Source organism: Micromonospora inyonensis, assembly GCF_900091415.1.
GTDB classification, from domain to species: Bacteria; Actinomycetota; Actinomycetes; order Mycobacteriales; family Micromonosporaceae; genus Micromonospora; species Micromonospora inyonensis.
On the sequence record NZ_FMHU01000002.1, the window covers coordinates 2,841,553 to 2,855,721 of the forward strand.

The 14,169-nt window shown below is 72.1% G+C and carries 9 protein-coding genes and 1 pseudogene; 1 reads left to right on the forward strand and 9 read right to left on the reverse strand.

Annotated elements, in window-relative coordinates:
- Positions 1 to 3: 3 nt before the first annotated feature.
- Complete coding sequence (locus GA0074694_RS26995; RefSeq protein ID WP_091462787.1) at positions 4 to 1,923, forward strand: helix-turn-helix domain-containing protein; 1,920 nt, start codon at positions 4 to 6, stop codon at positions 1,921 to 1,923.
- Here the strand turns inward: GA0074694_RS26995 and GA0074694_RS27000 are convergent.
- The 9 genes and pseudogenes from GA0074694_RS27000 to dnaE form a co-directional block, all read right to left on the reverse strand.
- Positions 1,805 to 2,809 (reverse strand): alpha/beta fold hydrolase, encoded by a 1,005-nt coding sequence (locus GA0074694_RS27000; RefSeq protein WP_245714929.1) that lies wholly within the window; start codon positions 2,807 to 2,809, stop codon positions 1,805 to 1,807. The two genes, GA0074694_RS26995 and GA0074694_RS27000, sit on opposite strands and share 119 nt — an antisense overlap.
- Complete coding sequence (locus tag GA0074694_RS27005) at positions 2,806 to 4,437, reverse strand: MFS transporter (protein WP_091462788.1); 1,632 nt, start codon at positions 4,435 to 4,437, stop codon at positions 2,806 to 2,808. Before GA0074694_RS27005 ends, GA0074694_RS27000 begins: the two co-directional genes overlap by 4 nt.
- Positions 4,438 to 4,592: 155 nt before the next feature.
- A pseudogene (locus GA0074694_RS27010) lies at positions 4,593 to 5,604 on the reverse strand (branched-chain amino acid ABC transporter permease).
- The gene (locus GA0074694_RS27015) at positions 5,601 to 6,482 is read right to left on the reverse strand and encodes a branched-chain amino acid ABC transporter permease (protein ID WP_091462789.1); all 882 of its coding nucleotides are present in this window, start codon (positions 6,480 to 6,482) and stop codon (positions 5,601 to 5,603) included. Before GA0074694_RS27015 ends, GA0074694_RS27010 begins: the two are co-directional and overlap by 4 nt.
- A 4-nt stretch (positions 6,483 to 6,486) precedes the next feature.
- Complete coding sequence (locus tag GA0074694_RS27020) at positions 6,487 to 7,737, reverse strand: ABC transporter substrate-binding protein (protein WP_091462790.1); 1,251 nt, start codon at positions 7,735 to 7,737, stop codon at positions 6,487 to 6,489.
- A 38-nt stretch (positions 7,738 to 7,775) separates the two neighbouring features.
- On the reverse strand, positions 7,776 to 8,468 hold the full coding sequence (locus GA0074694_RS27025) for an ABC transporter ATP-binding protein (RefSeq protein ID WP_091462791.1): 693 nt from the start codon (positions 8,466 to 8,468) through the stop codon (positions 7,776 to 7,778).
- A complete protein-coding gene (locus GA0074694_RS27030; protein ID WP_091464078.1) occupies positions 8,455 to 9,240 on the reverse strand; it encodes an ABC transporter ATP-binding protein in 786 nt (261 codons plus the stop codon). The genes GA0074694_RS27025 and GA0074694_RS27030 overlap by 14 nt, the downstream gene beginning before the upstream one ends.
- 224 nt (positions 9,241 to 9,464) lie before the next feature.
- A complete protein-coding gene (locus tag GA0074694_RS27035; protein WP_091462792.1) occupies positions 9,465 to 10,502 on the reverse strand; it encodes an aminotransferase class V-fold PLP-dependent enzyme in 1,038 nt (345 codons plus the stop codon).
- A gap of 71 nt (positions 10,503 to 10,573) precedes the next feature.
- Positions 10,574 to 14,104, reverse strand: a complete 3,531-nt coding sequence (dnaE, locus tag GA0074694_RS27040; protein WP_091462793.1) for a DNA polymerase III subunit alpha — start codon at positions 14,102 to 14,104, stop codon at positions 10,574 to 10,576.
- Positions 14,105 to 14,169: the final 65 nt, after the last annotated feature.

Genomic DNA, 14,169 nt, shown 5'->3' on the forward strand with positions numbered 1-14,169 from the left:
ACAATGGCGCTCATGTCGTCGCCGATCGAGTTCCTGGAGCTACTGGCGCGGGAGGCCGCGGCCGTCGAGTTCGAGGGGCCGTTGATCGCCGCGCGCTCGGCCGGCCTGTCCGCCGACAAGATCGCCGAGTTGGAGCAGGCGAAGGTGGTGGCGCTGCGGGTCCGCGCGCTGCTGGAGCGCCGCCGCCGCCGCGAGACCGAACTCTCCGGTCTCTACGACACGGCCAGTGACCTGGCCGGGCTGCGCGACTCCGACGACGTGCTGCGGGCCATCGTGCACCGGGCCCGGAACCTGCTCGGCGCGGACGTCGCCTACATGACCCTCAACGACGACGACCGGGGTGACACGTACATGCGGGTCACCGACGGGTCGGTCTCCGCCCGGTTCCAGCGGCTGCGACTGCCGATCGGCGCCGGGCTCGGTGGGCTGGTAGCCCAGTCCGGCACCCCCTACGTCACCGCCAACTACTCCGAGGACGAGCGCTTCCACCACACCGGCGAGATCGACGCCGGGGTGCGCGAGGAGGGCCTGGTGGCGATCCTCGGCGTGCCGCTGCGCCTCGGGTCGACCTCGATCGGGGTGCTCTACGCGGCGAACCGGTCCGCCCGGCCGTTCGCCCGGGAGGAGGTGGCGCTGCTGGTCTCGCTCGCCGCACACGCCGCGGTGGCCATCGACACCGCCCGGCTGCTCGCCGAGACCCGGGCGGCGTTGGCCGAGCTGTCGGCGGCGAACACCACCATCCGCGCGCACAGCGCCTCGGTGGAGCGGGCGGCGGCCGCGCACGACCGGATGACCGCGCTGGTGCTGCGCGGCGGTGGGGTGGAGGACGTCGCGGCGGCGGTCACCGACGTGCTCGGTGGGGCGCTGCTGGCACTGGACGCCGAGGGGCGGCTGCTGGCCCGGGTCGGTGAGATCGACGAGCCGGACCGCGCGGACATGGTGGAGGCGGTGGCCGCGTCACGGACCGAGGGCCGCAGCGTACGACGGGGCCGGCTCTGGTACGCCGCGGTGGTGGCCGGCACGGAGAACCTCGGCGCGCTGGTGCTGCGCCCGGAGGACGAACTGGTCGACGCCGACCAGCGCATCCTCGAACGGGCCGCCCTGGTGACCGCGCTGCTGCTGCTGTTCCGGCAGACCGTCGCCGAGGCGGAGGGCCGGGTCCGGGGCGAACTGCTCGACGACCTGATCGCCCGGCCGTTGGCGGACCCGGAGGCGCTGCGCAGCCGGGGTCGGCGGCTCGGCGTCGACCTGGACGCCCCGCACGTGCTGGTGGCGGTCAGCGACGACGTGATCGCCGCCACCGGGTCGGCGCGGCAGCGGGTGGTCTCCTGGGCCACGACGTACGCCTCGACCCGGGGCGGGCTGGCCGCGGCGCGCGACGGCCGGGTGGCGCTGATGCTGCCCGGACAGGACGCGGGTGCCGCGGCCCGCGCGGTGGCCCGGGATCTGTCCCGGGTGACCGGCCGGCCGGTCACCGCCGGAGGCAGCGGACCGACGCGCGGGCCCGCGTCGCTGGCGGCGACGTTCCGCGAGGCGGACCGCTGCCTGACCGCCCTCGGCGCGCTGGGCCGGACCGGTCAGGGGGCGAGCACCGCCGAGCTGGGGTTCGTCGGGCTGCTCCTCGGCGCGGTCGGCGACCAGGGCGACCGGGACGTGGCCCGGTTCCTCACCGACACCGTCGGCCCGGTGGTCGACTACGACGCCCGGCGGGGCACCGCACTGGTGAGGACGCTGGAGGCGTACTTCGGGGTCGGCGGGAGCCTGGCCCGAGCGGCGGAGCAGCTGCACGTGCACGTCAACACGGTCACCCAGCGTCTGGAACGGATCGGGCAGCTGCTCGGGGCGGACTGGCAGAAGCCGGAACGGGCGCTGGAGGTGCAGCTCGCGCTCCGCCTGCACCGGCTGCGCGACCCGGACCGCTGAGCCGCCCGGGAGCCGACGCCCAGCCGGTGCGCTCGCGCAAGGTGGTGAGGATGTCGCCCGCTCGGGTCCAGAGGATCGACCCGCCCTCGTCGTCGAGGAGGTGGTGCCGGGCGTCGGGGAACCGGCAGGCCAGGGCCGTCCCGAAGTCCGGTGGATGGACCCCACTGGCGTCGCGTCGCCCGTACCAGAGGTCGACCGGGACACCGACCCGCTCCGGCGGGTGGGGCCAGGGGCCGAGGCAGATCCGCAGGTCCCGGGCGTAGCCGGCGGCGCCCTGCCGAAAGCCCTCGGCCAGGCAACGCCGGTAGGCGGCGGCGAAGTCGTCCCGCTGGTAGAGCGCCCGGTCGTGCGGCGCGCTTATCCCGATCACCAGCTCCCACATGCCGTCGGCGGTGGCCTGGCCGGCGAAGCGGCGCTCCACGGCGTCCGGGTCCCGCTGCACCTCGTCCACCAGCGCGGCGACCTCGGGAGCGAGCAGGTCCCGCTGCGCGGCGAGGTCGTCCTGGCCGGCGACGACGGCCAGCGCCCGCACCAGGCCGGCCCCGGCGAGCGCGACCGCGAACGGCGCGCCCTGCGAGAAGCCGACGGCCACGGGATCGGTCAGCCCCCGCCGGTCGACGAGGTGGGCGCAGTCGACGGCCCACGAGGCGAGAGTTCGGCCGGAATGTGCGGTGGATCCACCGAGACCGGGCCGGTCGACGCCGAGCAGCCGCATCCCCAACCGGGGCAGCAGGTCAACGCCGAAGCCCAGCGATCCGCTCATGGCCGCGCCAGCGCACAGCAGCACCGGCTGTCCGTCGGGCGGTCCCCACTCCGACCAGGCCAGCCGCCGGCCGTCCGGCAGGTCCAGCCACTCCGCCCGTTCCGGTCGGGACACGTCGATCACGTCTCGACGGTACGGACGCCGGCAACCGGATTACCGGATTCCGCCGGGTCTGGGTGCACCGGCTCGGGATGCCCCTGGTCGAGGGGCCCCGGCTCGGGGCACGCCGGGTCGGGGGCGACGGCGGGGCGGCCGGGCATCCAGCGCAGCACCGCCAGCAGCCCGACACCGGTCACGGCGGCGGCGATCAGCGCCACCACGTGCAGGGCGGCGACGAAGGCGCGGTCCGCCGTGGCCAGCAGGGCGGTGGCGTCGCCGAGCCGGGGCGCGACGGCGTACGCGCCGGCGAGGGAGCCCTCGGCCGCCTCCCGGACCCCGTCGGGCAGCGCCCCGGTCGCCGGGGTGACCCGGGCCCGGTAGACCGCGCCGAGCACCGCGCCGAGCACCGACACCCCGAGGGCCGCGCCCACCTGCCGTACCGTGTTGCCGACCGCCGAGCCGACCCCGGCCTTCTCCCGGGGCAGCGCCGCCAGGACCGACTCGGTGGCCGGGGCGGTGATGTGCGCCATCCCGGCACCCTGGATCCCGAGCAGCACGGCGACCACCCAGGTCGGGGTCGTCGCGTCGACCAGGGCCCAGCCCGCCAGCGCGATCCCGACCAGGCCCAGCCCGCCGCCGCAGACCACCCGGGTGCCGTAGCGGCGGACCAGGGCGGCGCTGCGCGGGGCGAGGACGAGCTGGGTCAGGGCCAGCGGCAGGAAGAGCAGGCCGGTGTGCAGGGGTGAGTGGCCCCGGACCAGTTGCAGGTGGAACGCGCTGACGAACATCACCCCGGCCCCGGCGAAGAAGACCAGGCCGACCAGGGCCACCGGGACGGCGAACCGGGACACCCGGAACAGCCGGACGTCCAGCGCGGGGTGGGCGGTGCGCCGCTCGTGCCAGCCGAACGCGACCAGCACGGCCAGGCCGGTGAGTACCGCCGCCCAGACCACCGGCCGGTCGAAGCCGTGCTCACCGCCGTCGATCACGCCCCAGGTGAGGGTGACCAGGCCGACCACGGAGAGCGCGACGCCGGGCAGGTCGATCCAGCCGGGGCGGGGGTCACGCGACTCGGGCACCAGCAGCGCTCCGGCGACCAGCCCGGCGAGCGCCACCGGCACGTTGACCAGGAAGACCGATCCCCACCAGAAGTGGGCCAGCAGAACCCCGCCGAGGACCGGACCGGCCGCCACGGCCAGCCCGACCGAGGCGGACCAGTACCCGATCGCCCGGGGCCGCTCCCGGGGGTCGAAGACGCCGGCGATGACCGACAGGGTCGCCGGCATGATCGCCGCACCACCGAGCCCCATCACCGCGCGGGCCAGGACCAGCTGCGTCGGGTCCCCGGCGTACGCCGACAGCAGGGAGCCCAGCCCGAACACGGCGAGACCGGCCAGCAGGAACCGCCGCCGGCCGTAACGGTCGCCGAGCACGCCGAGGCTGAACAGCAGCCCGGCGAAGACCAGCGTGTACGAGTTGACCGCCCACGCCAGCTCGGCCTGGCTCGCGCCGAGGCCGTGCACCGGGTCGGCCAGGGTGCGCAGGGCGACGTTGAGGATGGTGCTGTCCATGACCACCAGCAGCAGGCTGACCACGGTCACCCCGAGGATCGGCCACCGCCTCGGGTGCCCGGTGTTCGCGTACGCCGGCACGGCACGCCCTCCCCTGCGATCCTGCCGGGGGCGGCGCGGTCGGATCCCGCGTCCAGCCTAGGGCGACCGACCACCCGCAGGGAACCGCCCCGGGGCAGGTTTTTCCTGATCAGAGGCGGTTTCCGCGAGGCGACCCGGCGGGATCCGGACGAGGGTCACCCACGACGCCCAGGGCCCCAGCGGGCGGCCAGCGCCGCCACGGTGCCCCAGATGCCCCGCCGGAACAGCAGCACGACGAGGACGAAGATGCCACCGGTGACCAGGCCGATCGCCTCGAAGCCGGAGAAGGACAGCCAGTCCTCCAGCCGCACCAGGACGGTCGCGCCGAGCACGCCGCCCCAGAGGGTGCCGATGCCGCCGAGCACCACCACGATCACCGCCTTGCCGGAGGTGGTCCAGTGCAGGGTGTCCAGCGAGACGAACCGGTGGCCCACGGCGAACAGGCCGCCCGCCCAACCCGGCGATGAAGCCGGAGAGGACGAACGCGGTCAGCTTGTACCGACGGACCGGGTAGCCGAGCGCGCGGGCGCGGGCGGGGTTGTCGCGGATGCCGACCAGCACCCGGCCGAACGGCGAGTGCACGATCCGCCAGGCGGCGGCGAGACCGAGCAGCGCGATCGGCAGCGCCGTGTAGTAGAAGTAGTAGTCGTCGGTGAGGTCGAGCCCGAAGAGTTCCCGGGGCACCCCCTGGAGGCCGTTCTCGCCCCGGGTGACCGAGCGCCACTCGTTGGCGACGTAGTAGACCATCTGCGCGAACGCCAGGGTGACCATGGCGAAGTAGATGCCGGTGCGGCTGACCGCCAGGTAGCCGATGGGCACCGCGAGCGCGGCGGCGGCGAGCGCGCCGAGCAGCACGGCCACCGGGAAGGGCAGCCCGGCGTGGATCGCGACCAGCCCGGTGACGTACGCCGAGGTGCCCCAGAAGGCGGCGTGCCCGAAGGACATCAGCCCGGTGAAGCCGAGCAGCAGGTCGACCGAGACGGCGAAGAGCGCCCAGCAGAGGATGTCCACCGCCACCGCCGGGTAGAGGCCGTTGGGCAGCCAGAGGGCCACGGCCAGGCCGGCGGCGAGCAGCGCGTACCGCAGCCAGCGCGGCGAGGCGGCGACGGCGGCCAGCGCGGAGGGGGTGTGCTTCGCGCCGGGCTCGGTGTCGACCACGGTGGTCATGCGGGTGCCTCCTCACGGCCGAACAGCCCGGCCGGACGCCAGAGCAGCACCACGGCCATCACGATGAACACGGCGGTCTGGGCCAGGATCGGCCAGTCCGACAGGTACGCCTCGCCCCACGCCTGGATCAGCCCGATGCCGAAGCCGGCGGCGACCGAGCCGAAGATGGAACCGAGCCCGCCGATCACCACCACCGCGAAGACCACGATGATCAGATCGGCCCCCATCAGCGGGTTGACCGCCCGCATCGGCGCGGCCAGCACCCCGGCCAGGGCGGCCAGGGCGATGCCGAAGCCGAAGACCGGCGTGATCCACCGCCCGACGTCGATGCCGAACGCCCGGGTCAGTTCGGGGCGCTCGGTGGCGGCCCGGACGACCAGGCCGACCCGGGTGTGGCCGAGCAGCCACCAGGCCCCGACACAGACGGCCACCGCGAAGCCGAGGATGAACACCCGGTACGTGGGGAAGTCGAACAGTCCGAAGTCGACCGATCCGGACAGCTCGGCCGGGGTGGCGTACGGGCTGGACTGCACGCCGTACCGGAGCTTGACCAGGTCCTGGAGGATCAGCGTCAGCCCGAAGGTGAGCAGGAAGTTGTAGAGCGGGTCGAGCCGGGTGAGCCGGTGGATGAAGGCCCGTTCCAGGGCCATGCCGAGCAGGCCCAGCCCGACCGGCATGATCACCAGAGCCGCCCAGAACGGCACCCCCGCCTCGGTGAGCAGCACGTACGCCCCGAACGCGCCGAGCATGTAGAACGCGCCGTGGGCGAAGTTGACCACCCGCAGCATGCCGAAGATGACCGCGAGCCCGAGGGCGAGCAGGGCGTAGAACGCCCCGCTCACCAGCCCGTTGAAGGTGTTCTGGAGAAAGCCGGTCACGGCGTCACATCCGGCAGTCCGGGGACGGGGCGCGGAACGCCTCCGCCGCCGGGATGGTCTTGAGGACCTTCACGTAGTCCCACTCCTCGGTGACCTCGGCGGCCGGCTTGACCTGGGCCAGGTAGGCGTCGTGCACGACCCGGTGGTCCTCGGCGCGGATCGTCCCGTTGCGCAGGAAGACGTCGTCGACGGTCCTGCCCTCCAGGGCCTTGACGATGGTGTCCGCGTCGTCGGTCCCGGCGGCCTGCACCGCCTCCAGGTACTGCGTGGCGGCGGAGTAGTTGGCCGCGTGGGCGAACGTCGGCCGGGTGCCGGTGGCGGCCTTGAACCGGTCGGCGAACTCCCGGTTGCGCTGGTCGAAGTTCCAGTACCAGGCGTCGGTGTAGGTGGTGCCGGCGAGCGCGTCCGGGGTGAGCGAGTGGATGTCGGTGAGGAACATCAGCCCCACCGCCAGGCCGACGCCCTTCTCCCGGAGCTTGAACTCGTTGTACTGCTTGACCACGTTGACCAGTTCGGCCCCGGCCTGCATGGTGCCGAGCACGTCCGGCTTCGGGTTCAGCGTCGGGGCCTTGAGCAGGTAGGTCGAGTAGTCGCCGCTGGTGTTCGGGAACGGCGCGGCGTCCTTCGCCACCACCCGGCCGCCGGCCGCGGTGATCGCGTTGGAGAAGCTGCGCTCCATGTCCTGCCCGAACTGGTAGTTCGGGTAGAGCACGTACCAGTTCTTCGCGCCCTGCTCGGTGGTGTTGCGTCCGGTGCCGTTGGCCAGCATGTACGTGTCGTACGCGTAGTGGAAGGTGTACTTGTTGCACTTCGCGCCGGTGAGCGTGGTGGTGGCGGCACCGATGTTGAAGTAGAGCTTCTTCTTCTCCTTCGCCACGTCGGCCACCTTCTCCGCCGCCGACGAGGTGGGCACGTCGAGGATCAGGTCGACGTTCTTGCGGTCGTACATCTCGGCCGCTTTGGTGTTGGCGATGTCCGGCTTGTTCTGGTGGTCGGCGGTCTCCACGGTGATGTCCTTCGTCACCGCGTCGTCGCCGTACTTCTTCGTGAAGTCGGCGATCGCCATCTCGACGGCCTTCACCGAGTTCTTGCCGGACAGTTCGAGGTAGACCCCGGACTGGTCGTTGAGCACGCCCAGTACCATCCGGTCACCGCTGAGCTTCCCGTCGCCGGAGGACTGCGGCCCTCCCCCGCCGCAGCCGGCCACCAGCAGCGCGGCCGCCGACCCGGCGGCCACCAACATGGTCCTGCGCATGGTCTTCCCTTCATCCGCGCGCGGTGCGCGGGTCGTCGTCAGATGCCGAGGTACGACAGCAGCTCGCGCTCCCGCGAGCGCACCTCGGAGTTGTCCATCGCCTCCACCACCCGTCCCTCGGCCAGCAGGTAGTGCCGGTCGGCGACGCCGGTGGCGAAGTGCAGGTTCTGCTCGACCAGCAGCACGGTCACCCCGTGCTCCTTGGCCTGCCGCAGGATGTCGCCGACCTGTCCCACCAGCAGCGGCGAGAGCCCCTCGGTCGGCTCGTCGCAGAGCAGCAGTCGCGCGCCCATCCGCAGCACCCGGGCCAGGGCGAGCATCTGCTGCTCCCCGCCGGAGAGGGTGGTGGCGGCCGAGTCGCGGCGGGCGTACAGGGCGGGGAACGCCTCGTAGACCCGCTCCAGCGGCCACGGGTCGGGGCCGACCGTCGGTGGCAGCGTGAGATTCTCGGTGACGCTGAGCGTGGCGTACGCGCCCCGGTCGTCGGGGACCCAGCCGAGGCCGAGCCGGGCCCGGCGGTGCGCCGGCAGCCGGCCGACGTCCCGGCCGTCCAGGGTGATCGTGCCGCTGCGACCGGGGTGCAGCCCCATCACGCAGCGCAGCAGGGTGGACTTGCCGGCACCGTTGCGCCCGACCAGGGTGACCACCTCGCCGGCGTCGACGGTGAGGTTCACCCCGCGCAGCACCCGCGCCTCGCCGTACCAGGCGGACAGGTCGTCAACGCGCAGCATCGGTCGCTCCGTCGGTGGCTCCATCGGCGGCTCCCAGGTAGGCGGTGATCACGCGTTCGTCGGCCCGGACCTGCTCGTACGGGCCCTCGACGAGGACCTTGCCGGCCTGGAGCACGGTGACGGTGTCCGCCAGCCGGCCGACCACGCTCATGTTGTGTTCGACCATCACCACCGTCCGGCCGGCGCGGACCCGGGCGATCAGCTCGACGGTGCGGTCGACGTCCTCCAGCCCCATCCCGGCGGTCGGCTCGTCGAGCAGCAGCACGCGGGGTTCGAGGGCGAGGGCGATGGCCAGTTCGAGGGCCCTCTTGCGCCCGTACGCGAGGGCGTCGGCGGGGGTCTCGGCCAGTTCGGCGAGACCGACCTCGGCGAGCAGTTCGTCGGCGCGGGCGGTGTAGCGGCGCATCAGGCGGGCCGAGCGCCAGAACCGCCAGCCCAGCCCGCTGGGGCTCTGCAACGCCAGTGTCACGTGTTCGCGGGCGGAGAGCTGCGGGAAGAGGCTGGTGATCTGGAAGGACCGGGCGACGCCGAGCCGGGCGACCCGCTCCGGAGGCAGGCCGGCGATGTCCCGTCCGTCGAGCAGGATGTGCCCGCCGCTGGGCCGCAGGAACCCGGTGAGCAGGTTGAACAGGGTGGTCTTGCCGGCACCGTTCGGGCCGACGAGGGCGTGCACGGTGCCCTCGACCACGTCGAGGTCGACCCGGTCCACGGCCCGGAAGCCCCGGAAGTCCCGGGTCAACCCCCGCGCCGACAGCAGTCCCTGCCCGACCATCGCCACACCCTCCGCAGGTCGACGGCGACGACCGGTTCGGAGACCACGGTCACAGGATCGTCGCGTGCAGGAAACCTACGGCGCGGCGGCAACGCTGAACTATGTCGATGTCACATACATTCGGGCACGACCACCCGGGCCCGTCCACCATGGGGGAACGGACCCGGATCGTCGCCGCACCGGCGGCCCACCCCGTGGACATGTGGTGGCGCCACCGGTACCCATCAGCCGGTAAGCGCGTTCAGGGCGAGGTCCACGTCCTCCTCGGACGTGTAGACGTGGAAGGACGCCCGGACCCGACCGGCGCGGACGGCGGCCCGCACCCCGGCCCGTTCCAGCTTCTCCTGCGCCCCGGGGACGTCGACGGTGACGATCGCGCTCTCCCCCGGCGGTCGCCCGAGACCGGTGAGGAACCGGTTGGCCAGCGCCACGTCGTGGTCCCGGATCGCGGGCACTCCGATCTCGGCGAGGAGTTCCAGCGCGGCTGCCGCGCCGACGTAACAGAACCAGGCCGGGGAGATGTCGAAGCGCCGGGCGTCGTCGGCCAGCCGCAGCGGTGGCCCGTAGTAGGAGTCGTACGGGTCCCGACCCGCGAACCAGCCGGCGGCGTCCGGTCGCATCCGCTCCCGCAACCGCGGTGCCAGGTAGCCGAAGGCCGCGCCGCGCGGCGCGGCCAACCACTTGTACGCCCCGACCACCACCGCGTCGGCCCGGCTGCCGTCGAAGGGCAGCCAGCCGCAGGCCTGGGTGGCGTCGACGGACACCAGCGCGCCGTGCGCGCGGGCGGCGGCCACGATCTCGTCGTACGGGGCGATCCGGCCGTCGGCGGACTGCACCAGGCTGAACGCGACCAGGTCGGTGCGCTCGTCGATGGCGTCGACCAGCCCTTCCAGCGGCACCGTCCGCACCTCGACGCCCCGCTCGGCCTGCACCAGCCAGGGGAAGAGGTTGCTGGTGAACTCGACCTCCGGCACCACCACGGTCGCGCCCGCCGGCAGCGCCGCCGCGACGGGGGCCAGCAACTGGGACACCGCGCTCCCCACCGCCACGTCCCCGGCCGGTACGTCCACCAGCCGGGCAAACGCCGCCCGCGACCGGTCGGTCGTCGCGTTCCACGTCTCGACGGCGTTGCGTCCGGCCCGCCACTGGCCCAGCGCCTCCTGGAGGGCCGCCCAGGTCGGCTCGGCCGGCAACCCGTAGGTGGCGGTGTTCAGCCAGCCGGGCTCCGGCTGCCACAGCTTGCGTGCGTCGTCCAGATCCATGGGTCCGACGCTAACCGCGCGGTCACGACCCGGTCACAGCCAATTCCCGGTCCCTGGCTCCCGGTCGGCGGTCAGCTCACGTTCGCCGGGCCGAGCACGCTCTTCAGGTCACCCATCAGCGCGGTGGTCGCGGCCACCCGGAACGGCCCGAGCCGCAGCGTGGTGACCTTGCCGCCGTTGAGGAGCCTGACGTGCACCTCGGTGTCGCCGGGATGCAGCACCAGGGTCTCCTTGAGCCGTTCCACCAGCGGCGGCGTGCACCGGTGCACCGGAATGGTCAGGGTGACCGGCTTGCTGCCCGGATTGCTGGTGACGTCGGGGAGTTGCATGTCCATCGCCATGATCCGGGGGGTGTCGTCCCGGCGGTCCACCCGGCCCTTGACCACCACGATCGCGTCCTCGGCGATGTACTGCCCGATCACCTCGTAGGTGTTCGGGAAGAACAGCGTCTCCACCCCACCGGCCAGGTCCTCCAGGGTGGCCGACGCCCAGGCACGACCCTGCTTGGTCACCCGGCGCTGCACGCCGGAGAGGATGCCGGCGAGGGTGACCACCGCACCGTCGGGCACCGAGCCCTCCTCCGACAGCGCGGCGATGGTGCAGTCCGCCGCCGCGCCGAGGACGTGTTCCAGCCCGAACAGCGGGTGGTCGGAGACGTAGAGGCCGAGCATCTCGCGCTCGAAGGCGAGCTTGTCCCGCTTGTCCCACTCGCCGTCGCCGATCACCGGCATCACGGTCGTGCTGGTGGTGTCGGCGTCACCGAAGCCGGCACCGAAGAGGTCGTACTGGCCGACCGCCTCCTTGCGCTTGACGTCGGCGTACGCGTCGATCGCCTCGGCGTGCACGGCGAGCAGGCCCTTACGGGGGTGCCCCAGCGCGTCGAACGCCCCGGCCTTGATCAGGGATTCGATGGTCTTCTTGTTGCAGACCACCGCGTCGACCTTCGACAGGAAGTCGTAGAAGTCCGCGTACTCGCCCTTCTCCTCCCGGCAGCGCATGATCGAGGCGACCACGTTCGCGCCGACGTTGCGGACCGCCGCGAGCCCGAACCGGATGTCCTTCCCGACCGGGGTGAACGGCCCGGCGGAGGTGTTCACGTCCGGCGGCAGGACCTGGATCCGCATCCGGCGGCACTCGGAGAGGTAGAGCGCCATCTTGTCCTTGTCGTCGCCGACGGAGGTCAGCAACGCGGCCATGTACTCGGCCGGGTAGTGCGCCTTGAGGTACGCCGTCCAGTACGACACCAGCCCGTACGCCGCGGAGTGCGCCTTGTTGAAGGCGTAGCCGGCGAACGGGACCAGCACGTCCCACACCGCTTGGATCGCCTCGTCGGAGTAGCCGCGCTCGCGGCAGCCGTCCCGGAACGGGATGAACTCCTTGTCGAGGATCTCCTTCTTCTTCTTGCCCATCGCCCGCCGGAGCAGGTCGGCCTGGCCGAGGGTGTAGCCGGCGAGGATCTGCGCGGCGCGCTGCACCTGCTCCTGGTAGACGATCAGGCCGTGGGTGGGGGCGAGGATCTCCCGGAGCGGCTCCTCCAGTTCCGGATGGATCGGGGTGATCTCCTGGAGGCCGTTCTTGCGCAGCGCGTAGTTGGTGTGCGAGTCCACGCCCATCGGGCCAGGCCGGTAGAGCGCGAGGACGGCGGAGATGTCCTCGAAGTTGTCCGGCTTCATCAGCCGCAGCAGCGACCGCATCGGCCCGCCGTCGAGCTGGAACACGCCCAGCGTGTCGCCCCGGGCCAGCAGCTCGTAGGCGGCCTTGTCGTCCAGTTCCAGGCCCAGCAGGTCGAGGTCCTTGCCGTGGTTGAGCTGGATGTTCTTGACCGCGTCGTCGATGATCGTCAGGTTGCGCAGGCCGAGGAAGTCCATCTTCAACAGCCCGAGCGACTCACACGTCGGGTAGTCGAACTGGGTGATGATCACCCCGTCGGAGTCCCGGCGCATCAGCGGGATGTGCTCGATGATCGGCTCGGCGGACATGATCACGCCGGCCGCGTGCACGCCGGTTTGCCGGATCAGCCCCTCGATGCCCTTGGCGGTGTCGATCACCTTCCGGACGTCCGGGTCGGACTCGTACAGGCCCCGGATCTCGCCGGCCTCGGCGTACCGGGGGTGCTTCGGGTCGAAGATGCCGCCGAGCGGGATGTCCTTGCCCATCACCGCCGGGGGCATCGCCTTGGTGATCCGGTCACCCACCGCGTACGGGTACCCGAGCACCCGGGCCGAGTCCTTGATGGCGGCCTTCGCCTTGATCGTGCCGAAGGTGGCGATCTGGGCGACCTTGTCCTCACCCCACTTGTCGGTGACGTACTTGATCACCTCACCGCGCCGACGCTCGTCGAAGTCGATGTCGACGTCCGGCATGGAGACCCGCTCGGGGTTCAGGAACCGCTCGAAGATCAGGCCGTGCGGGATCGGGTCCAGGTCGGTGATGCCGAGCGCGTACGCGACCAGCGAGCCGGCGGCCGAGCCACGGCCGGGACCGACCGCGATGCCCTGGTTCTTCGCCCACTGGATGAAGTCGGCGACCACGAGGAAGTACGACGGGAAGCCCATCTGGATGATGACGCCCAGTTCGTACTCGGCCTGGACGACGTGCCCCTCCGGGATCCCGCCGGGAAAGCGGCGGGCCAGCCCCTTGAAGGTCTCCTTGCGGAACCAGGACTCCTCGGTCTCCCCCTCCGGCACCGGGAACCGCGGCATCAGGTTGTGGAACTCGAACATCCCCGCCGGGTCGACCCGTTCGGCGACCAGCAGGGTGTTGCGGCAGCCCTCCAGCCACACGTCCGAGCCGTCGACCGCCCGCATCTCCTCGGCGGACTTGATGAAGTAGCCGCTGCCGCCGAACCTGAATCGGTTCGGGTCGGCGATGTTGCTGCCGGTCTGCACGCAGAGCAGCACGTCGTGCGACTCGGCCTGCGCCTCGTGGGTGTAGTGCGAGTCGTTGGTGACCACCGGGGGGATGGCCAGCTTCTTGCCGATCTCCAGCAGCCCGTCGCGGACCCGCTTCTCGATGTCCAGGCCGTGGTCCATCAGCTCCAGGAAGTAGTTCTCCCGGCCGAAGATCTCCTGGTACCTCGCCGCCGCCTCCAGGGCCTGGGCGTCCTGGCCGAGACGCAGCCGGGTCTGCACCTCACCCGACGGGCAGCCGGTGGTGGCCATCAGGCCCTCGGCGTGCGCGGCGATCAGCTCGGTGTCCATCCGGGGCCACTTGACGAAGAACCCCTCGGTGTACGCCTTCGAGGTGAGCGTGAAGAGGTTGTGCAGCCCGGTCCTGTTGCGCGCCCAGATCGTCTTGTGGGTGTAGCCACCGCTACCCGAGACGTCGTCGCTCTTCTGCTCCGGCCGGCCCCACTTCACCCGCTGCTTGTGGAAGCGCGACTCCGGGGCCACGTACGCCTCGATGCCGAGCACCGGGGTGATCCCGGCGGCCATGGCCTGCTTGTAGAAGTCGTGCGCGCCGTGCATGTTGCCGTGGTCGGTCATCGCCACCGCCGGCATGCCCAGTCGGCTCGCCTCGGCGAAGAGGTCCTTGAGACGGGCCGCACCGTCGAGCATCGAGTACTCCGTGTGCACGTGCAGATGCGCGAACGAGTCGGCCATGCAGAGCGCCCCCCGGGTCTGATCTTCGGCAGTCGGCCTAGCCTAGTCCCGTCCCGGGGGCCGCT

Bases quoted from the DNA above. Each gene is read 5' to 3' on its own strand.
- GA0074694_RS27030 (WP_091464078.1), bottom strand. From the start codon at position 9,240: ATGGTCGGGCAGGGACTGCTGTCGGCGCGGGGGTTGACCCGGGACTTC.
- GA0074694_RS27035 (WP_091462792.1), bottom strand. From the start codon at position 10,502: ATGGATCTGGACGACGCACGCAAGCTGTGGCAGCCGGAGCCCGGCTGG.
- GA0074694_RS26995 (WP_091462787.1), top strand. From the start codon at position 4: ATGGCGCTCATGTCGTCGCCGATCGAGTTCCTGGAGCTACTGGCGCGG.
- GA0074694_RS27025 (WP_091462791.1), bottom strand. From the start codon at position 8,468: ATGCTGCGCGTTGACGACCTGTCCGCCTGGTACGGCGAGGCGCGGGTG.
- GA0074694_RS27020 (WP_091462790.1), bottom strand. From the start codon at position 7,737: ATGCGCAGGACCATGTTGGTGGCCGCCGGGTCGGCGGCCGCGCTGCTG.
- dnaE (WP_091462793.1), bottom strand. From the start codon at position 14,104: ATGGCCGACTCGTTCGCGCATCTGCACGTGCACACGGAGTACTCGATG.